General features: G+C 51.2%; 17 protein-coding genes, 1 tRNA gene and 1 riboswitch. Of the genes, 4 read left to right on the top strand and 14 right to left on the bottom strand.

Annotation, left to right across the window (positions count from 1 at the left end):
• Window positions 1-126: 126 nt before the first annotated feature.
• Entirely contained in the window at window positions 127-1,122 is a 996-nt protein-coding gene (locus MHFGQ_RS01785) for a tetratricopeptide repeat protein (RefSeq protein ID WP_106005716.1), read from the top strand.
• Here MHFGQ_RS01785 and MHFGQ_RS01780 read toward each other — a convergent pair whose 3' ends face one another.
• The 3 genes from MHFGQ_RS01780 to MHFGQ_RS01770 form a co-directional block, all read right to left on the bottom strand.
• Window positions 1,123-1,335, bottom strand: a complete 213-nt coding sequence (locus tag MHFGQ_RS01780; protein ID WP_106005715.1) for a hypothetical protein — start codon at window positions 1,333-1,335, stop codon at window positions 1,123-1,125. It lies immediately after the preceding gene.
• Window positions 1,336-1,405: 70 nt separating this feature from the next.
• A tRNA-Ala gene (locus MHFGQ_RS01775) sits at window positions 1,406-1,481 on the bottom strand.
• Window positions 1,482-1,518: 37 nt separating this feature from the next.
• Window positions 1,519-2,004 (bottom strand): AAA-associated domain-containing protein, encoded by a 486-nt coding sequence (locus tag MHFGQ_RS01770; RefSeq protein WP_170066309.1) that lies wholly within the window; start codon window positions 2,002-2,004, stop codon window positions 1,519-1,521.
• Between the two features lie 264 nt (window positions 2,005-2,268).
• Between MHFGQ_RS01770 and MHFGQ_RS01765 the strand changes: the two genes are divergently transcribed.
• Window positions 2,269-3,621 carry a citrate/2-methylcitrate synthase gene (locus tag MHFGQ_RS01765; protein WP_106005714.1) on the top strand — a complete coding sequence of 451 codons (1,353 nt, stop codon included), beginning with the start codon at window positions 2,269-2,271 and terminating at the stop codon, window positions 3,619-3,621.
• A 28-nt stretch (window positions 3,622-3,649) separates the two neighbouring features.
• Here MHFGQ_RS01765 and MHFGQ_RS01760 read toward each other — a convergent pair whose 3' ends face one another.
• Together MHFGQ_RS01760 and MHFGQ_RS01755 are read right to left on the bottom strand one after the other, a co-directional pair.
• On the bottom strand, window positions 3,650-4,402 hold the full coding sequence (locus tag MHFGQ_RS01760) for an ABC transporter ATP-binding protein (protein ID WP_106005713.1): 753 nt from the start codon (window positions 4,400-4,402) through the stop codon (window positions 3,650-3,652).
• Between the two features lie 13 nt (window positions 4,403-4,415).
• Window positions 4,416-6,134, bottom strand: coding sequence for an ABC transporter permease (locus MHFGQ_RS01755; RefSeq protein WP_106005712.1), 1,719 nt, complete (start codon window positions 6,132-6,134; stop codon window positions 4,416-4,418).
• Between the two features lie 69 nt (window positions 6,135-6,203).
• Window positions 6,204-6,370, bottom strand: a riboswitch (M-box (ykoK) riboswitch).
• Window positions 6,371-6,478: 108 nt separating this feature from the next.
• On the opposite strand from MHFGQ_RS01755, the gene MHFGQ_RS01750 reads away from it, so the two are divergent.
• Together MHFGQ_RS01750 and paaI are read left to right on the top strand one after the other, a co-directional pair.
• Entirely contained in the window at window positions 6,479-7,636 is a 1,158-nt protein-coding gene (locus tag MHFGQ_RS01750) for a glycerate kinase (RefSeq protein WP_106005711.1), read from the top strand.
• Window positions 7,637-7,757: 121 nt separating this feature from the next.
• Complete coding sequence (gene paaI, locus MHFGQ_RS01745; RefSeq protein WP_106005710.1) at window positions 7,758-8,174, top strand: hydroxyphenylacetyl-CoA thioesterase PaaI; 417 nt, start codon at window positions 7,758-7,760, stop codon at window positions 8,172-8,174.
• Here the strand turns inward: paaI and MHFGQ_RS01740 are convergent.
• The 9 genes from MHFGQ_RS01740 to pdxS all read right to left on the bottom strand — a co-directional run bounded on the left by MHFGQ_RS01740 (window position 8,163) and on the right by pdxS (window position 18,030).
• Window positions 8,163-8,603, bottom strand: a complete 441-nt coding sequence (locus MHFGQ_RS01740) for a GatB/YqeY domain-containing protein (protein ID WP_106005709.1) — start codon at window positions 8,601-8,603, stop codon at window positions 8,163-8,165. The genes paaI and MHFGQ_RS01740 overlap by 12 nt on opposite strands.
• A 43-nt stretch (window positions 8,604-8,646) precedes the next feature.
• Window positions 8,647-9,864, bottom strand: coding sequence for an LUD domain-containing protein (locus tag MHFGQ_RS01735; RefSeq protein WP_106005708.1), 1,218 nt, complete (start codon window positions 9,862-9,864; stop codon window positions 8,647-8,649).
• Window positions 9,861-10,883, bottom strand: a complete 1,023-nt coding sequence (locus MHFGQ_RS01730; RefSeq protein WP_106005707.1) for a (Fe-S)-binding protein — start codon at window positions 10,881-10,883, stop codon at window positions 9,861-9,863. The genes MHFGQ_RS01735 and MHFGQ_RS01730 overlap by 4 nt, the downstream gene beginning before the upstream one ends.
• Window positions 10,884-11,237: 354 nt before the next feature.
• Window positions 11,238-12,182, bottom strand: a complete 945-nt coding sequence (locus MHFGQ_RS01725; RefSeq protein ID WP_106005706.1) for a bile acid:sodium symporter family protein — start codon at window positions 12,180-12,182, stop codon at window positions 11,238-11,240.
• A 240-nt stretch (window positions 12,183-12,422) separates the two neighbouring features.
• A complete protein-coding gene (locus MHFGQ_RS01720) occupies window positions 12,423-14,180 on the bottom strand; it encodes a hydantoinase B/oxoprolinase family protein (RefSeq protein WP_106005705.1) in 1,758 nt (585 codons plus the stop codon).
• 9 nt (window positions 14,181-14,189) lie between these two features.
• Window positions 14,190-16,241 carry a hydantoinase/oxoprolinase family protein gene (locus MHFGQ_RS01715; RefSeq protein ID WP_106005704.1) on the bottom strand — a complete coding sequence of 684 codons (2,052 nt, stop codon included), beginning with the start codon at window positions 16,239-16,241 and terminating at the stop codon, window positions 14,190-14,192.
• A gap of 154 nt (window positions 16,242-16,395) precedes the next feature.
• Window positions 16,396-16,590 carry a hypothetical protein gene (locus tag MHFGQ_RS01710; RefSeq protein WP_106005703.1) on the bottom strand — a complete coding sequence of 65 codons (195 nt, stop codon included), beginning with the start codon at window positions 16,588-16,590 and terminating at the stop codon, window positions 16,396-16,398.
• A 209-nt stretch (window positions 16,591-16,799) separates the two neighbouring features.
• Window positions 16,800-16,970 (bottom strand): hypothetical protein, encoded by a 171-nt coding sequence (locus MHFGQ_RS13890; RefSeq protein WP_425463816.1) that lies wholly within the window; start codon window positions 16,968-16,970, stop codon window positions 16,800-16,802.
• Between the two features lie 169 nt (window positions 16,971-17,139).
• Window positions 17,140-18,030, bottom strand: coding sequence for a pyridoxal 5'-phosphate synthase lyase subunit PdxS (gene pdxS / locus MHFGQ_RS01705; protein WP_343105519.1), 891 nt, complete (start codon window positions 18,028-18,030; stop codon window positions 17,140-17,142).
• Window positions 18,031-18,410: the final 380 nt, after the last annotated feature.

The following is an 18,410-nucleotide window of genomic DNA, read 5'->3' as shown; positions in this document are numbered from 1 at the left end:
GCCGTAAGAACATGAGAAGAGAAAACGAGAAAAGAAAGCAAAAATAATAAACCTGCTACTGTTAAAGTAATTAAATAACCTTAAACTTATTTCCTCCAACAATACTTAAAGAAAGGATGACTGTAATTGGGCTGGAGATTTCGAAAAAGCGTTCGGATTGCAAAAGGGGTTCGTCTAAACTTAAGCAAACGTGGCGTTGGTGTAAGCGTTGGAGGAAAAGGCTTTCGAGTAGGTATTGGTCCTCGGGGCGCCTATACCTCAACAAGCATTCCAGGGACAGGGCTTTATGCAATTAACTATTTTGGGAAACAGAAAAACAGAGAATTGCCGAAAGTCATGCAGAAGGCTTCTGATCAGTCAGAAAGTGAAGGTTTTAATTTTGAGATTCCTCCAGAGTTGGCCAGTAATTCAACTTCTTCTGCCCTTGGCTGCTTATGGTTCTTAATATCCGTAATATTTTTCTTTATTTGGTGGCCCTTAGGTGTTGTAGGCATTATAAGTCAAATAGTATGGGCAGCCAAGTCCTTAAATTCACCCACAGGTAAGGCTAAAAATTACTTTCAACAGGGTAAGATAGCCCTACAAAAAGGTGAATGGCAACAAGCTTTAGACGCCTTTTTGAAGGTCTTGGAAGTTAAACCAGAAGTTAATTCATTATATCGCGAGATAGCGTTGTTGTATCGGCGCTTGGATAATCCGGAAGAGGCAATAAAATACTTTGAAAAATATCTTGCACATTATCCGGATGATGCCGTAACTAAGTTGAATTATGCTGTTACGTTAGGGACTGTCGGACAATACCAGAAGGCCATTGAAGTCTTACAAGGCCTACCAACCGAAATGAAACAAGAACTAGTAGTAATAAATGCATTAGCCTCTGCTTTTCTCGGTTTAAATAAGCCCGAGTTAGCGCTGGAGATTCTAGAAAAAGGTCCTGTTCGTAGTAGAAAAACCATGAATGAACAAATGAAGTTGTTCCGTTATTTGTTAGGACTGACTTATAAACAATTAGGTGAAACCGAGAAAGCTTTAAAGCAATTTTACAAGATATATGCCGAGGACACCGATTATGAGGATGTCAGAGATCTTTTAAAAGAGTTGAGCCCTTCGTTTGGAGGGTAACTACATAAGAAAATCCAGGGTTGAAATGCAAATGTTTTCCCTTATCAAAAAGAAACCCAAAGTAACCATGAAACCGGCCCCAGGGGAATGCCCGAAATGCGGCAGCTGTAGGTCCTTGCAAATTGAACCATCGGCCGCCATGTAGCGGCAGGCGTCGACGGCTTCCATCGCACCGTGGGTGGTGCGGGAGTTTTCCCGGCTCCTTTTGGGCATCAATTGGCCAGCGGAAACACTGATTTAAAAACAAAAAAGCCTCCCGGTAAAATCGGGAAGCTTTCTTTTTTGGTGGAGCTAAGGGGAGTCGAACCCCTGACCTCTTGAATGCCATTCAAGCGCTCTCCCAACTGAGCTATAGCCCCACAGCACTGTCTATTATACTGGCCCCCAACGTGTTTGTCAAGGGCCGTCTTCATCTAAATATAAAATTTCTCCCTTCGTATCGTAACCTATGATCCCCGCGTATCTGCCCCAGTCCACTAGGGTTTTAAATAGCACTTCGGCATCTTCGTCGGACATCCTCCTAGCAAAGCGGTCGACAACCATCTCCCGTCGCACCTGACGTCCCCGCCTGGAATTAATCAGGTCGAGAATCTCTTTAAAGGCCGGCAGCTGCTGCAACTGGCCGGCTACTATTTCTTTTCGCTCATCTATGTTGGCGTTTAATAATTGATTGCCCAGACCGGTCAAGGTAATATCGCCGTTGGTAGTTTCTATAAAACCTAAGACCTTCGCCGCTTCTATGACCGGACCGATGTCATCGAGTTCCATAGAAAGGCTGCCGGCTAATTTAAATATATCTTCTTTGCCCCGGACATCCTCCAGCATCTCCAGCAGGCCGATAACCATCCCTATGCCTACCTGGGGTAAAGGCCCGGCGTCCACAGTGGCTATGACCCCCTATCGTAGGATACGACGTTTCTGGCATCATTATTGTATCATATTATACCAGATCTTAGAACATACTTCAGTGCCGGATATGGACTTTTATTGCCGAAATTCAGCCCCAAAAAGGCGTTAAGCGTGAAACTGCTCCCGTATTTTCGTTCAAAGCCCTTCAGGCTTTAATAAGGTTGCAGGAAATTGAATTTAGGTGAAGAATATATAGAGGATATTCAACCTTATTTTGCGGAGAAAGGGTGAACCGACATGCAGACGAACGATAAGACTTATATCGAACGTTTAGCCGCATTGGCCGAAAAAAATAACTTCATTGAGCCCTCTTTATACGAGCGCTACAACGTTAAGCGAGGCCTGCGCAACAGCGATGGTACCGGCGTACTGGTCGGGCTCACAAATATCGGCGAAGTCCACGGTTACATCCTCGACGAGGGTGAAAGAATCCCCGATCAGGGGCGCCTTCTCTACCGGGGAATAGACGTCTGGGATATAGTTAAAAATTTCCAGAAAGAAGGACGGTTCGGCTTTGAAGAGGTTTCTTACCTTTTAGTATTTGGGCAGCTACCCACCCGGCAGGAGCTGGTGGAGTTCAACCGCCTGTTGGGGGAAAACCGCTATCTGCCCGAAGGCTTTATAGAAGATATGATCCTAAAAGCCCCCAGCAACGATATAATGAACAAACTAGCCCGTAGCGTCCTGGCCTCTTATTCCTATGATAAAAACCCCGATGATTTAAGTATTCCCAATGTCGTCAGGCAGAGCATCGAGCTCATCGCCCGTTTTCCCGTGATGGTGGCCTATGGTTACCAGGCGAAAGCCCATTATCACGGTAATCAGAGTCTGTATATTCACCTGCCCCAACCAGATTTAAGCACGGCCGAAAACTTCCTGTACATGATCCGTCCCGACAACCAGTACACCAGACTGGAGGCCGAGCTTCTGGACCTGTCCCTGGTGTTACATGCCGAACACGGCGGGGGCAACAATTCAACCTTTACCGTTCACGTTGTCGCTTCTACGGGGACCGATATTTACTCAGTCATCGCGGCGGCCGTCGGTTCCCTTAAAGGTCCCAAACACGGCGGCGCCAACATTAAAGTTATGGAAATGATGGAAGATATAAAGAACAATGTTAAAGACTGGGCCGACGAGGACGAGGTTAAATATTACCTGACCAAAATTCTCAATGGAGAGGCCTTTGACCGCAAAGGGCTGATCTATGGCCTCGGCCATGCCGTTTATACCCTTTCCGACCCCCGGGCCGTGCTGTTAAAAGCCAAGGCCGCGGAACTGGCTAAAGAGAAAAATATGGAAGACGAATTCGGCTTATATTTGACCATAGAAAAGGTAGGGCCGGAGCTCTTTGCTTCCATAAAGGGCAGCGATAAAATCCTGGCCCCCAATGTTGATTTTTATTCCGGCTTTGTCTATAAAATGCTTAACCTTCCTATAGAACTCTATACGCCAATATTTGCCATCGCCAGGATTTCCGGATGGTGCGCCCACTTACTGGAAGAATTGATAAGCGGGGGCAGGATTATCAGGCCGGCCTATAAGAACGTCATCGGTAAAAGGAAATATATCCCCCTTGAACAACGGTAAGGGGACGAGCTGTCGTCCCCTAATTTCTTTAAAACAAAAGGGAATATATCTTGTCCGTTACCTGGGCAAAAACTTCGTCCTTCATGTTGCGCGGCCGCGGCAGGTCGATTTTCACGTCGGCAAGGATCCGGGCCGGTCGTTTGGACAGGACGATTATGCGGTCGGCCATGAAAACGGCCTCTTCTATACCGTGGGTCACCATTAAAACCGATTTAACCGGCAGGGTTACGTCCAGCCACAGGTCGAGGAGTTCTTCGCGTAAGTTCTGGGCCGTAAAGGCATCTAGGGCAGAAAAAGGCTCATCCATACACAATAGTTCTGGCTCCATAGTTAAGGCCCGCGCAATACCTACCCGCTGTTTCATACCGCCGGAGAGTTCTCTAGGGTAGGCGTCTTCAAAGCCGTCCAGTCCAACTTTATCGATATATTTTTTGGCGATGGTTTCCCTTTCCTGCCGGGGTAGGCCTTTTGCTTCCAGGCCCAGGGTTACGTTTTCCATGACCGTCAACCACGGCAGCAAGGCAAAAGATTGGAAGACCATGGCCATCTTTTCCATCACGCCGTTAACTTCCCGACCGCGGTAGAAAATCTGTCCCCGCGTGGGCCGGTCCAATCCCACCACCATCCTTAAGAGGGTGCTCTTGCCCGAACCCGACGGACCTACCAGGCACACGAACTCTCCTTTATTTATGGTAAAAGATATATCGTTTAGGACTGTGAGGGAACGATTGGCATCCACATAGGTTTTAAAAACATGGTTTACTTCGAGAAGAACGGCCATACCCACCACCTCCTTAGGTCTCAATTTTAAAGCGCGTTACAGCTTCTTCATAGAGGCGCCGCCAAAAGAAACGGTTAATGAAGACAATCGTGATCATCATGGCTATCAGACTGAACCATATTACCTGAAAATTACCGGTGCCGTAAGTAGCCGTATCCAGCAGGGAACCAATGCCGAAGGCCGTGTAAGTTTGTCCCGCATACACAACATATTCGGCCACAATCAAGGCATTCCAGCCACCGCCCCAGGCGGTAATGCTGCCCGTAATCAATGACGGCACCATGGCCGGTAAAACCACGCGACTCAGGTAATGAAAACCTTTAAGGCCAAAGGCCGCCGCAACTTCCTTTAAATCCCTGGGCAAACTCTTCACGCCGGCCACAAGGTTAAAAAGCAGGTACCACTGCATTCCTGTAAGCACCAGCAACACTGCCGCCAGGTTCATTCCGCCTGTTAAGGTGACCAAAAAGAAAACAATTACGGGAAAAAGCGCCGTTGCCGGAACGGAAGCCAAAATCTCAAATATAGGCGTCATGATTTTATAAGCCTTATCGTTGTGCCCGATCCATATGGCCACCGGCAGCGTCCAACCCAGGGAAATGAAATAAGCAGCAAGCAGGCGTAAAAAGGAGAAAAATATAGCTTTGGGGATGCTGAAGATTTCCGGCTGCCAGGGGAGCAACAAAAGGCCGAACAGGGCGATGAGACCGCGAATGAGGGCATAGGCCACGAGCAGTAATAAAATCCAGTTAATCAGACTTCGTACGCCCGTCATCATGCGCCGGTAGAAATGCCAATTTGCCGTTCTCTTTTCTATCTTAAAGGCCCAGCCCTCGACAGCCTGGGATAAATAGGCTCCGACCTTTAAGACAATGAGCCTTACCTCTCGGAAACCCGGAGCCTGCCACCAGAGGCGGTAACCCCATCCTTCCGGGATATGGTTGCCGCCGCCGCCAAATTCATATTTATAGTTTTCCGCCCACGTAGAAAGGGGACGCCATATAAAGATGTTCATTAATGTGATCAAGGTAATTAAGGTTAAAAGCCCGACCATGGTACGGAAGAGCTCACCCCTCTCCGTGGTCCGAACAAGGTAACTGCCCAAACCGGGAAGGGAGTACTCCACCGGTCCCAGGGCAATAATTTCAGCGGCAATCAAGAAATACCATCCGCCGGCCCACGACATGATGCTGTTATACACCAGCTTGGGTATGCCCGCCGGTAAGTAAAGTTTGAAAAAGCGGCGCCATCCCGTTACTCCATAGGCGGTGGTCGCTTCCTTAATGTCTCGCGGTATCGTCGTCAGCGATTCATAAAAACCGAAAGCCATGTTCCAGGCCTGGCTGGTAAATATGAGAAATATGGAAGCCAATTCCACGCCTAGAATACTTCCCTTAAATAATGAAACAAAAAAATAAACGGCGGCCGGGAAGAACCCCAGGATGGGCACCGACTGGAGGATGTCCAAAACAGGGATTAGCCACCGTTCAGCTCGGGGATCGGTACCTGCTTTGTATCCATAAATAAGGGAGAAGGTTAAAGACAGGATGTAAGCGCCCAGCATTCTTAAAAAGGACCGGAAGGCGTAATACGGCAGAATGCCAATGCCGGTGACCAGTTCCGTTCCGCCCGTCAGGGTTACCGCCTGATGACCTTGATAGGCAAAATAGGCAAAAGCAGTTAAAAGGGCCGTCATCATCATCGTTAATGCCAGGTTTGTTACCCTCGCCACGGGGTTCACCTCCCAACCAATAAAATAGTCTTCCCAAGTGGGAAGACATAGAGATCAAAAAAACACTCTATTAACCCCCACTCGTTGAGCTTTGGCACGTGCATAGCTAGAGAAAAACTCTCAGCCACATTAGGTAAAACCTTAAGCCGGTAATACCTGTTGACCCATTGGCGTCTTTCGACGTTTCCGGGCAGTGGCGTTTGTCTATGCAGAAGCCTCACCTAACGAAGGTTGTCAGTTTAATTATAAATAGGCATTTTTTAAGTGTCAAGGATAAAGAATGGTAGGTATTTTTACTTTCCCGGCGAATATTTACAATAGCATCTTGCCATGGAGGTCAGAAAATGAAACGCATCGTCATTGCCCCGGATTCCTTTAAAGAAAGCCTGGATGCGCCCGCCGTAGCGGCGGCCATCGCCGCGGGTATTAAAAGGGTGTTCCCCGACGCAGAGACGGTTATGGTGCCGATGGCCGACGGCGGTGAAGGTTTAACCTCCACCATGGTGGCGGCAACTGGCGGCCGCACCATTACCACCACGGTCACCGGCCCCCTGGGTCAGCCGGTACAGGCCACCTGGGGCATCTTAGGCGACGGTACTACCGGAGTGGTAGAAATGGCCCAGGCCTCGGGCCTCCCCCTCGTGCCGCGGGAAAAGCGCAACCCCCTTTATACCACTACTTACGGTACCGGCGAGCTTATCGCCCAGGCCCTGGACGCTGGCTGCCGGCGCCTCATTGTGGGCATCGGCGGCAGCGCCACCAACGACGGCGGCGCCGGTATGGCCCAGGCCCTGGGCGTTCGGCTTTTGAATGCTGAAGGGAAAGACATCGGCCGCGGAGCTATAGGTCTTGAGGAACTAAATCGTATTGATATAGAGGGCCTCGATCCCAGAATAATGGAAACGGAAATCCTTGTAGCCTGCGACGTTGATAATCCTTTATGCGGCCCCAGGGGGGCGTCGGCCATTTACGGACCCCAGAAGGGTGCCACCCCGGAAATGATCCCCCGTCTGGATGCCGCCCTGGCTAGACTTGCGGATGTCATTAAACGCGACCTCGGTAAAGACGTCCGGGAACTGCCTGGAGCCGGTGCCGCTGGCGGCCTGGGAGCCGGACTGGTAGCTTTCTTAGGCGCTACCCTGCGCCGCGGTATCGACCTGGTGATGGAAACCCTGGATCTAGACGGCATCCTGGCCAAAGGCGCCGACCTGGTCATTACCGGCGAAGGAGAAATCAACCACCAGACGGCCTTTGGCAAAGTCCCCGCCGGCGTCGCCCGCCTGGCCGGTAAATACGGCATCCCGGTTGTGGCCCTGGCCGGTTCAATCGGGGAAGGTGCCGCAACCGTTTACGACCACGGCATTAAAGGATTTATGAGCATCGTCCCCCGGCCGCTTCCTTTAGCCTACTGCCTGGAAAACGCCGCCACCTTGCTTACCGATGCCGCCGAACGGCTGATGCGGCTGCTGACGGTGCTGAAGCCGCCGATGCCCACCAGATAGACCTGTTAATAAAGCTTTTAGAGGATCACGATTTCGATTATCAAAGTCGCGGCGACGGCGACGGCAAGACTTACCATATTGTGGCCTGTCGCCGCGACGCGACTTAGGGGGGTTATATCTTTTGGAAGAACTTGAGGCCTTACGTGAAAAATATGCTGCTGACAACTTTCCCCGTTCCTTAGGGATTGAAATCCTGGAACTGGCACCCGGCTACGCGCGGGTGGCCATGTGTTTGACGGAGAAAATGGTGAACTTTCACGGCATCGGCCACGGCGGCGCCATTTTTACCCTCGCCGATACGGCTTTGGGTCTTGCCAGCAATTCCCACGGCAACCCGGCCGTCGCCCTGACGGTAACCATCAATTACCTGCGGCCGGGACGGGTTGGTACGCTCCTTATGGCCGAAGCCCGGGAAGAGCACCTCACCAAGAGGACGGGCTTTTATCGCATTACGGTTACCGATAGCGACGGCGTAACCGTCGCCGTGGTCCACGGTACCGTTTACCGCCGGGATAAAGAGGCCCCATCAGCCCCGTAGTAATTCTCTGACCATCGCATTGGCCCTTTTACCGTCGGCCCGGCCGCGTATTTTGGGCATCAGGGCGGCCATTACTTTTCCTATTTCTTTGCCCGATTGGGCGCCTACTTCCGCGATGGTTGCTATGATGATCTGTTTTAACTCATCATCGTCCAGCTGCTTAGGGAGGTATTCCTCAAGGACCTTTAGTTCCGCTTCGGTCTGGTGTACCAAATCTTCTCTGCCCCCCTGGGCAAACTGCTCCAGGGCTTCTCGCCTTATCTTTATTTCCCTCTGGATAACGGCCGCCATTTCTTCATCCGACAGGGGATGCATTTTTTCGATCTCGGCGTTTTTGATGGCGGCCAGCACCATGCGAATGGTTTGGAGCCTGATTTTATCGTGGTTTTTCAAGGCATCTTTCATATCTTGCTGCAGCCGGGTTTTCATTTTCCCTCATCCCTCCAGGGTCACTACATCTGGTTTCACGCTATTAGCCGGCCTTCTGGGAAAGCTCCACTATCCGCCGGCGCAGTTCGGCGATCATCGAAGGCACGTCGATGCTCACCGGGCAGCGTTCTACACAGCGTCCGCAGCGCAGGCAGGTAAAAATTAGGGGAGCGGCATTCTCCAGGCCACCAGCCACAAAGGCCGTCCATATGGCTCCTATGCCTCCCAGGTAGCGGTAACCGAAATATCCTGCGGTCAGCTGAAAGACGGGGCATTCATACATACATCCACCGCATCTTAAACAGTACAGGCCCTGCTTGAAGAGGGGATCGGCGGCCATTGCACTGCGGCCGTTGTCTACAAAAATAACGTGCAGTTCCCTGGGACCGTGGGCACCGTAGGTGGTTACCTTTTCAATATCGCCCGTTTTGCTGGGACCGCTGATGATATTAATATAACCAGGTACAGTATAATTAGCATAACGCCAGGTAACTTCGGCCACCTTCATGGCATCTTGGAAGGTTGGTACAATTTTTTCAATGCCCACCATGACTATATGCACTGGGGGAACGGCGGTACACAGGCGCGCGTTGCCTTCATTCTCAATGATAACCATGGCCCCGCAGTCTGCGGCAACCACGTTGGCCCCACTGATGCCGAAGTGGGCGCTGAAATACTTTTCCCGCATGAATTCCCTGACAGCCCCTACTTCTGCAGCAATATCCGGTGGAATTTCCCTGCCGAAAAACTTCGTGAAGACCTCCGCCACCTTTTCCCGGGGAACATGGATAGATGGCGAGACAATGTGCATGGGCCTGCCGTTTTGTAGCTGCAGCAGAAATTCTCCCAGGTCCGTTTCCCACACTTCATTGCCTTTTTCAATGAGGTAATCCCTTACTTCCAGCTCTTCGCCGACGATGCTTTTGCCTTTGACAACTATCTTCCCTGTGCCGATGATGTCAGCCGCTATTTTCAGCGCCTCTTCGCCGGTCCGCGCCAGATAGGTTTTGCCGTGATTGGCTTCGATAGATTCTCTGGCCTGAGCCACTAGGTCGTCCATGCGTTCAATAGCAGCTTCCTTTAAGGCGCGAACCTCTTCGGCGAGCTTTACCGTATGAGGGAAACGCTTGAGGGCCGCCGCGGTGTTTTCCCGGTAAGATTTAACGCCTCGCGAAAGGGCTAATTGAATATGAGGATCATTAGCCGCTTTATTTAGCTCCTCCGTATACTTTTGAAACAGGCGCTCTAGAGAAGAACTCATTGGACAATCCCCCTGTATAGAAACTCGATGAAATCTTCAAACTGCACGCTGGATTGGGATTCTCTCCGGCCTTTGTCGAGGGCCGCCAGGCAGTAAGGGCAGAAGGTCAGGACCACGTCTGCTTTGGCAGCTTCAAGCTCCTGCACCCGACGGACGGCCATCTTCCCGGATAATTCCGGGAAAAGAACTTTGCCCGGCCCGCCACAGCAGGTCGTCCAGCGACGGTTGAATTCCGGTTCCACCAGGGTTACTCCTTCCATGGCGGCCAAAATTTCCCGCGGTTCCTCGGTCATACCTAATTCCCGGGCCAGCCGGCAGGAGTCGTGAATTGCCACCTTGCCCGTAAAGCCGGAGGTCAGTCTCCATGAGCCATTCTTATATATGTCGTAAACCGCCTCAAGGAATGTGATTACGCGATAATTGAAATCTACTACCAGGTGGGGGTATACCAGTTTAAAAACTTCAGCCGCATGGGGCGAAAGGCATATAATAGTCCGAGCTCCCGTGGACTTCAGCAAATCGGCCATCTTACGGGCATGGCGGCGCAGGTCTTCCACAAACCCGAACTCATACAAAAGGGCCCCGCTGTAAAGCTCTTCTTCACCCAGGTAACAGATTTTGACGCCTAACTTTTGAAGGATTAAAGCGGCCTTGCGGTTTACATCCCGATAGCGTTCCCGTTCTTTTGAGCGTACGCCAGCAACGATTTTCTCAGGGTTTATCCCGACTTTATTTACCAGGTTGCGCATGCCCATCATCAGGGAGAAGGTAACACTTCCCTGATCCATTTTGATGAGCATATCCACGAGGCCGTCAATATAAGGGACCAACTGATATTCACCGCCGGTATATAAAAGGACGTCTCCCTGACGTGGCAGGTTGAGGTCCCTGGCCCATCCGGCTATTTCGCCGCCCTTCAACCCCAGGGGATTACCGTATTTAACTATGTTCCCCCGGATGACTTCGAGGGTCTGTGGCAAGCGGAAATCTTGCCTATCCACCTTCAGCTCCATAGCCATTCCCGTCACCTCTATTTAATCATAGTAATAGCCCTCATCGTTCATACTTAAATAAGTTAATCATAAAAAAAACGTTTCTTCAAGGGATTTACGCCATGTATGCAGAATACCTGCAGCTTGTTAACCTCCGGCATCGGTTCCAGTCTGCACCTGGATGCGGAAGGACGTGCCCAGGGGAGGGCTGATAACTGCCATAGGACCGGATCGGCTGAAGACGGCCCTGCCGGAAAATATGAAAGACCGGCCAGCTTAATCAAAACCTCAGCCGGTCTTTGAAATTAGCGTAATTTTAAGGTCGGAGGATGTCAAAGGGGTATAGTTTTCCGTCCCTCAAAGGGATGAGGGTGTTTTCAACTAGGGCCGCTGCGTATGCCTGGCCCAGTAGTTGGCCAGGAAGGAACCACTGAGGTTATGCCAAACACTGAAAATAGCGCTGGGCAAAGCCGCCACTGGAGTCAAAAACTTAATAGCCAAAGCCGCCCCCAGGCCGGAATTCTGCATGCCTACTTCAAAGGAAACGGCTCTGGCTTGAGCCTCAGTCATACGGCAGAGGTAACGAGCTACAGAATAGGCCAGTAGATAGCCCAAGCCATTATGAAGGATCACGGCTAAAAATACGGTACCGGCTACATTCGTCAACTTGGCGGCGCTTCCGGCAACCACTGCAGCGATAATAAGAACAATGGCCACAACAGAGACCGAAGGCATAACCTGGTTGATTACCCGGACTCTTTCGCCACCCAAGATCTGACGGATGAGGAGTCCAACAATGATGGGTAACAAAACAATCTTGGCAATATCAACGAGCAGCGCCAAAGGTTCCACTGGGATAAATCTCCCCCCCAAAAGTAGGTAGAGATAGGGGGTAATAAAGGGGGCAATCAGGGTCGTGATAGAGGAAATGGTCACCGACAGGGCGACGTCCCCTTTGGCAATAAAGGTCATCACGTTGGAAGCAGTGCCCGAAGGTACACATCCTACCAAAACCACCCCCGCGGCCAGTTCCGGAGATAGATTCAGAAGACGGGCGATACAAAAACCCAGGACCGGCATAATAACAAACTGTAGGATTACACCAATAAGAACATTCAAGGGTTGTTTAAAAACCGCAGCAAAATCTTCCGCCGAAAGGGTCATGCCCATGCCTAGCATAACTACTCCTAAAAAGTAAGAGATATAACCGCCCAAGGGTTTAAAGGTATTGGGGGTGAGAATGGCCAGAAAGGCAAAGACGATTACCCACAGGGTAAAGTACTTGGGTATAAAATCTAGGACGGTTGTTTTTTGTTTATCTGCCATAACTGAGCCCTCCAATTTTTATATATTGTAGCCTCCTGTAAAACCCCAGAAGTCTTGAGTTTCCTCCAGTTTCATCGAAATACTTGGAAGAAATCTTACCCCTAAAAACAAATTATATATAGTGCTTCATGGCGCGGCAACATTTTCTATTCAAAGGACTGCTAATCTCTTCCTCACCAGTATTTTAATATAAAAGCCCGGTGGACGGATAAAACCGGCACCGGGCGTTAATTCTTTGCTTTAATTATCTTGTCGTTGGGGTGCCAGTTCCTCAACTGCCAGAGTTTCTGGATTAAGGCGCACGCCGTAATCTTCCCAGGCCTGGGTTAAGGTGATATACCCATTACGGACATCCTCCCGGACCTTCTCCACCGGTCGCCGATAAGGGTTGCCGTAGCCGCCGCCGCAGCCGGTAATCAGGCGGACTACATCATTGCGGCGCAGGCGCAGGCGGGCGCATTTGCCAAAAACCCGTTCCGGTTCACCGTGGGCTGAAATAACCCGTACTTCATTCCGCGTGCCCGGTTTGCCGCCGTTCATGCCCCAGGGTAGGTACTTGTGCCGTCCGAATGTGGCAGTTAAGTATGCTTCCTCAGCCAGGATGCGGTATTCGCGGATGACCCCGGCGCCGCCACGGTTCTCGCCGGCACCGCCGCCGGCAGTATTTAAAGCATACCGGTCAACCAGAAAACCGTAACGGGTTTCGGCGACCTCCACAGGGATAATATAGGTTTCACCGTCGCCGATGCAGACCATACCGTTCTCGCCATCTTTATATTTGCCGGCACCCCAGCCCCCGGCCGTTGGTTCTACCAAGAGGGCCAGTTCGCCGGTATCGGGGTGGATATTGGCCAGGACATCGGCGCAGACGCTGAGGAAGTGCCCCGCAGTTAAGCGTTCCGGTATAGCCGGCGCCAGGGCCTTCCAGATGAGATCGGTGACGTAGAGCATAGTCTCCCAGTAGGTGGAAACGGCGGCAGGCCGCTCGGCCGTAAAAATGGTCCGGGGCTCGGTAATGATCTTCAGGGGCCGGAAAGTCCCCTCATTGGCAGGTATGGCCGGGTTGGTAATGGCTTTAAAGATGCAGCGCGCCCCGGCCACCAGCCCGGTATAGCTACAATTCACCGGCCCGGGCACCTGGGGATGGGTGCCCCGGAAGTCACAGATGAACTCGTCGTCAGTAATGGTCACTTTGACGCAGACCCGGAATGGTCCGTTACCCAGACCGTCATCGTCGATGTAGTCTTCAGCCTCGTACACGCCTTTGGGCAATTTGGCTAATTCCAGGCGCACCAGCCGTTCCCCGTTGTCCAGGAGCTGCTCGATGCTGGCCAGGACCAGGTCCTTGCCGTATTTATCGCAGAGCTCAACAAACCGTCTTTCGCCTACCCGCAGGGCAGCGACTCCGGCCCAGAGGTCCCCCAGGGTCATATCCGGCATGCGCACGTTGGCGGCGATGAGATCCACCAGACTCTGGATTGGCTTGCCGCCATCAAATATTTTGATGCAGGGAAATTGCAGACCCTCCTGGTAAATTTCGGTGGAGTCGGTTGTCCAGCTGCCCGGGTCCTTGCCGCCCACTTCGGTCCAGTGGGCTTTGTTGGCCGAATAGGCCACAATTTCCCCATCATAGAAGATGGGCATGACCAGGCAAACGTCGGAGAGGTGGGTACCGCCACCGCCGTAAGGATCGTTGGTGATAATGACGTCCCCGGGGTTTAAGAGGCCCCGGGCCGCAAATTTATTGATGGTGTCCTTGACGGAAAAGTCCAAAGTGCCCAGAAAGCCGGTCACGCCGTTGCCCTGGGTAATTAACCGGCCCTGGTTATCAGTTAAGCCGCAGGCATAATCAAGGACCTCGTAAATAATGGTGCTCTTGCTGGTGCGTTGGAGGGCTACAAACATCTCATCGCCAATGGCTATCAGGGAATCCTTGATAATTTCCACGGTAAAGGGATCAACATTTTCCAGGACGTTGGCTAGTTTTTTCTCTTCCATTGTTACAAGTTACACCTCCGTTTCAATAATCAAGTTGCCGTAAGGATCGACAGTTAGCTTTTGGCCCGGGAAAACGAGTGTGGATGAAGCCGGTTCTTCAACCACCGCCGGTCCGGTAATAACCGCCCCCGCACCTAAAAGGCTACGTTCATAAATGGCGCTCTCCTGCCAGCCTTCCGCATCGAAATGCACAGGGCGATGGCCTTTTAAAGCCCTGGAGGCGTCGGCGGAGCCTGTCTGCAGCCGGGCCAGTTCCGGCTTCTTTACCCGGCCGAAGGTAGTCAGATGGAAATTCACAAATTCCATCTGGGAATCTTCCAGCCGGAAGGTATAGTGTTGTTCGTGGAGGGCATGGAAGCGTTCTTCGATCTCCTTGATGGCCGCAGCATCGAGCCTGCCGCCGGGTACGGGTACTTTAACTGTATGTTCCTGGCCTAAATAACGCATATCAACAAAACGTGAGAAGACTAAATCAGATGCTTCCATATTTTCCTGTTGGAAGTACCTGAACGCTTCTTTCTCCAGGGAATCCCAAATGGCCTGCAGTTCTGCAGGGTCGATGTCATTCGTGCGGCGAATGGTCGTCTGGATCAAATCGTACCGCAGATCGGTCATCAGCATGCCCCAGGCAGAGAAGACGGACGTGGCTACGGGAATTAAAACTTTTTTGATCTTCAACTCCCGGGCCAGGGCCGCGGCGTGCATGGAACCGCCGCCGCCAAAAGCCACCAGGGTAAAATCTCGAGGGTCATAACCCCGCCGGACGGAGATGAGTTTCAAGGCATTGATCATGTTGGCGTTTGCCAGGCGGATAACGCCCAGGGCGGCCTCTTCAACAGTTAGTTTGAAAGGGGCGGCGATTTTGGCCATGGCCTCCCTAGCCCCGGCCAGATCGACTTTAATCTCTCCCCCCAGGAAGTACTCCGGGTTAATCCGGCCGGCAATCAGGTTGGCATCGGTGACCGTAGGTTCGGTGCCGCCGCGGCCGTAGGCTACTGGACCGGGAAGGGCACCGGCGCTCTGGGGGCCAACGTGTAAGGAGCCTGCTTCATCAATCCAGGCGATGCTGCCGCCGCCGGCGCCGATTTCTATAATGTCCACTACCGGTACTTTAATGGGATACCCAGCGGACTCTCGCGACCACTCGATCTTGTAGTCGGTAGTCACCTTCATCTCGCCGTTTTCAATCAGGGAACACTTAGCGGTGGTACCGCCAATATCCAGAGCTATAATATTCTTTTCCCCGACCATCTTCCCTAGAACGGCTGCACCAAAAACACCGGCCACAGGCCCGGACTCAACCATGTTAATGGGCGCTTTCTTCGCCCGGGCAAAGGTAGTGGTGCCACCGTTGGACTGCATGATGTAGCGCCTGTTGCTGACCTTAAGTTTATTTAGTTCCCGGTCCAGGGAATCGATATACCTGGCGGCTACGGGTTGCACATAACTGTTTAGGACGGCGGTACTAGTGCGCTCATACTCGCGCCATTCTTTGGTGATCTCATGGGAAACGGTGATATATACTTCCGGCCACTCGCGGCGGATTATCTCCGCGCAGCGGCGTTCATGCTCGGGATTGGCATAAGAATGGAGGAAACAAATACCAATAGCCTCCACGCCTTCTTTTTTAAACTGGGCGATACAGCGCCGTACGTCTTCTTCATTTAAAGGAACGAGAACCTCACCCTTGTAATTTACTCGCTCTTCTACCTCCAACCGCAGGTAACGGGGCACAAAGGGAACCGGTTTTTTATAGTATACATTGTAAATATCCGCTCGATTGGAGCGTCCCAGTTCGAGGACATCGCGAAAGCCTTTGGTGGTTATGAGGCCGGTCTTGGCCCCTTTACGTTCCGTAAGGGCATTGATTATAACGGTAGTACCGTGAACAAAAAAATTAATCTCCGTCTCTGTTAAGCCGGCTTTCTTGATAGCGTTGATTACCCCCTGCTCAAACTCCGGCGGGGTGGTATCTGTTTTGGTTACCCCTACCCGACCTGTATTTTCATCTAAGTAAACCAGGTCGGTAAAGGTGCCACCAATGTCGGTAGCGACACGCATCTTTTATTTCCCTTCCTTTCTGCACCTTGCTGACAAGTTAATTATTTATCTTTGTAACTTGGGTTTCAACAAATTATTACCTTTTCCTGCTTTGTTGGTCGAAAATATTTTTCATGCACCATCCTGTAGTGTTATGGTCAAGGACAATATCTTACTAAACCTCAGTCATATTCCCGGCAAGGGCAAATATTTTTTCTGCCAGCATCTCGATAGGCTCCCGCATGGCAATTTTCTTCCTCCACTCTTCCGGAATCTCGTCCTCACCGTAGTAAGCGCCGGCAAGCACGTCTATGCCAGTACCGTGGGCAGGTTGATAAACCCTAGTTCCGAAAAAACCGGCGACCGGCAAACGGATGTTTATTCCTCCCTCTTCGGCAACAGCGAAACAAAAAAGCCGACAGGTCATAACTGCCGGCGTTGAAGGCTCTAAGATTCTCAGCTCAAGGTGGACAAAATATTCTTATTGGGTGTTTTATAGGGGATAAGCTCATGCTCTACCCCCTAGATCCTTGCAGGTTTCTTCAAAAAGACTGGTAAACTGGGAACCATTATCTGTCCTTATAACCGGTTTTGTAGCATTTTATCCAGCCGGCGATACCATAACGCTGATTTCAAGGTGTAAACGGCATGTCTGGCTTCACATCTTAAACCTACATGATAGTCGATAATGTAACGGTCAAAGACGTCAATTATGGAAAGAACATAAAAGAACCGGTCCTCGCCGGCTATATAGACGTATTTTATATCTGTTTCCCAGAGTTGATTGGGCCGTAAGCGTTAAATACAACCCACCTATCTCAATAATTTGCTTGCACCTGAGGTGGGGGTTATTTTACACTTACGCGCCCTGCATGGCCAGTACGCCGATCTTCATTTTTATCTCGCCTCGCTGTTTAATTTACCAACCTCGTTCCTGCATGCGTTCTTCTTTTCTGATGGTGGCAATATCCAGACCCGGCATGGCTTCCCCCAGGTCCTTCGATATCTCGGCCAGGACTTCCGGTTCCCGGAAGTGGGTGGTGGCCGCAACTATTGCCCGCGCCCGTTTCATGGGGTCGCTGGATTTAAAGATGCCGGAACCTACAAAAATGCCGTCGGCCCCTAGCTGCATCATTAATGCGGCGTCGGCCGGGGTGGCGATGCCGCCGGCGGCAAAGTTGACTACCGGCAGCCGCCCCAGTTCCTTGACTTGCTTGACCAGTTCATAGGGGGCCTGGATTTCTTTAGCAAAGGTCATCAACTCTTCGTCGGGTAGGTTCTGCACCCGCCGGATCTCGCTCATCACCCGGCGCATATGCCGCACGGCCTCTACGACGTTGCCGGTGCCGGGCTCGCCCTTCGTGCGGATCATGGCCGCCCCTTCGCCGATTCTCCTTAAGGCTTCGCCGAGGTTACGGGCGCCGCAGACAAAGGGCACCTTGAATTCATGTTTATTGATATGGAACTCTTCGTCGGCCGGAGTTAAAACTTCGCTTTCGTCAATGTAATCGACACCCAGGGCCTCTAAAATCTGGGCTTCTACGAAGTGGCCGATTCTAGCTTTGGCCATCACCGGGATGGTTACGGCGTCCATAATGCGCAGGATAACCGTCGGGTCGGCCATGCGGGCCACCCCGCCGGCGGCACGGATATCGGCCGGTACCCGTTCCAGGGCCATGACGGCGCAGGCGCCGGCTTCTTCGGCTATTTTTGCCTGTTCCGGAGTGGTTACGTCCATAATGACGCCGCCTTTAAGCATCTCCGCCAGGCCTTTCTTTACCGTCCATGTTCCTTTTTCTGCTGCTTCCATCTTTGATTTGCCCTCCTTCCTTTTTCGTATGATTCCCTTACAACATTTAGTATAATATCGGGATATGGCTCAAAACTTTATGCACGATAAGGAAATCCTCAATCATACGTACTGCCCCGAAATACTGAAACTGATAAGGTAGAGATACCGGGTTTTGAAGTAAATATAATGAAGTAGGTATGGGTAACCTAACTAAAGCCAGTTTCCCATCCCTACTTCCTCAGGGAATTGTATTAATCAGCCCGCTTTTTTAAACCCCTTCCTAAAAACAAATACTGCGACAAAAAACATCATAACATCCTTGTAAAAATATCAATTAACTAAATCGCATTGATTTTAAACAATTCCTTTATCGATCTCCCCGCTGTCAGTTTATAGCC

The organism is Moorella humiferrea, assembly GCF_039233145.1.
In the GTDB taxonomy this organism is placed as follows: domain Bacteria; phylum Bacillota; class DSM-521; order Neomoorellales; family Neomoorellaceae; genus Neomoorella; species Neomoorella humiferrea.
Note: the sequence above shows the minus strand (reverse complement) of the source record. Positions and strands in the feature narration are given on the sequence as shown.

What these genes read in the sequence shown, in the direction of transcription:
- MHFGQ_RS01720 (WP_106005705.1), bottom strand. Translation starts at nt 14,180, where the DNA reads ATGGAAGAGAAAAAACTAGCCAACGTCCTGGAAAATGTTGATCCCTTT.
- MHFGQ_RS01715 (WP_106005704.1), bottom strand. Translation starts at nt 16,241, where the DNA reads ATGCGTGTCGCTACCGACATTGGTGGCACCTTTACCGACCTGGTTTAC.
- MHFGQ_RS01750 (WP_106005711.1), top strand. Translation starts at nt 6,479, where the DNA reads ATGAAACGCATCGTCATTGCCCCGGATTCCTTTAAAGAAAGCCTGGAT.
- MHFGQ_RS01760 (WP_106005713.1), bottom strand. Translation starts at nt 4,402, where the DNA reads ATGGCCGTTCTTCTCGAAGTAAACCATGTTTTTAAAACCTATGTGGAT.
- pdxS (WP_343105519.1), bottom strand. Translation starts at nt 18,030, where the DNA reads ATGGAAGCAGCAGAAAAAGGAACATGGACGGTAAAGAAAGGCCTGGCG.
- MHFGQ_RS01735 (WP_106005708.1), bottom strand. Translation starts at nt 9,864, where the DNA reads ATGAGTTCTTCTCTAGAGCGCCTGTTTCAAAAGTATACGGAGGAGCTA.
- MHFGQ_RS01725 (WP_106005706.1), bottom strand. Translation starts at nt 12,182, where the DNA reads ATGGCAGATAAACAAAAAACAACCGTCCTAGATTTTATACCCAAGTAC.
- MHFGQ_RS01740 (WP_106005709.1), bottom strand. Translation starts at nt 8,603, where the DNA reads ATGAAAACCCGGCTGCAGCAAGATATGAAAGATGCCTTGAAAAACCAC.
- MHFGQ_RS01780 (WP_106005715.1), bottom strand. Translation starts at nt 1,335, where the DNA reads ATGCCCAAAAGGAGCCGGGAAAACTCCCGCACCACCCACGGTGCGATG.
- MHFGQ_RS01730 (WP_106005707.1), bottom strand. Translation starts at nt 10,883, where the DNA reads ATGGCTATGGAGCTGAAGGTGGATAGGCAAGATTTCCGCTTGCCACAG.
- MHFGQ_RS01765 (WP_106005714.1), top strand. Translation starts at nt 2,269, where the DNA reads ATGCAGACGAACGATAAGACTTATATCGAACGTTTAGCCGCATTGGCC.